The 886-nt window shown below is 62.6% G+C and carries 1 protein-coding gene; it reads left to right on the top strand.

Translation table 11 applies throughout. From position 1 onward, the window contains the following. On the top strand, nucleotides 1-886 hold an 886-nt coding region (locus ACO0LO_RS28990), incomplete at both ends, for a mannose-1-phosphate guanylyltransferase (RefSeq protein ID WP_422970016.1).

Below are 886 nucleotides of genomic sequence, written 5' to 3'. Positions count from 1 at the left end.
ACTCCAAGCAGTGATTTTATCGGGCGGTTCCGGCACGCGCCTGTGGCCCCTGTCCCGGGAAAAGCATCCAAAGCAGCTGCTGGCGCTAGTCGGCGAAGAAACAATGCTGCAAGCCACTGCCACCCGCATGCATCAGTTTACCGGCGATCTGCCGGTCGCCCCCGACATGATTGTGGTGTGCAATGAAGAATATCGCTTTATTACTGCCGAGCAATTGCGGGCCGTCGGCTTTGCCGCGTCCACGCTGCTATTGGAGCCCACCGGCAGGAACACCGCCCCGGCATTGACCTTGGCAGCCCTGGCGGCCACGTCCAAGCAGGAGGATGCGGTATTGCTGGTGATGCCGGCCGACCATGTGATTGCGGATGCAGAGGGCTTTCACCGGGCGATCCAGCAGGGCTTGCCGCAGGCAGTAGACGGCGCGATGGTGACCTTCGGCATCGTGCCGGACCGGCCGGAGACCGGCTATGGCTATATCCATGTGGGCGATACCTTGCCGGGTTCGCCGGTGCGGGCCTTGCAGGCCTTTGTCGAGAAACCGGCGCTGGAGACGGCACAGCAGTACCTGGCCGGCGGCGCCCACCTGTGGAACAGCGGCATCTTCATGATGCGCGCCAGCGTCTGGCTGAAGGCGATCCAGCACTTTAACCCGGCCATGTTCGACGCCTGTAGCCAGGCAATGCAGCAGGCCAAGGTCGATTGCGATTTTGTGCGGGTGGACAAGACGGCCTTCCTGGCCTGCCCTTCCGATTCGATCGATTATGCGGTGATGGAAAAGCTGCCCAAGGCCACCGAACTGGGCATCGCCGGCTGCGTGGTGCCGTTTGATGCGGGCTGGTCGGATGTCGGAGCCTGGGATGCGGTATGGCAGGTGTCCGCCAAGGAT

Origin of the sequence: Undibacterium sp. TJN25 (assembly GCF_049339885.1) — a bacterium.
In the GTDB taxonomy this organism is placed as follows: domain Bacteria; phylum Pseudomonadota; class Gammaproteobacteria; order Burkholderiales; family Burkholderiaceae_D; genus Undibacterium.
This window is presented reverse-complemented; position numbering and strand designations above follow the sequence as displayed.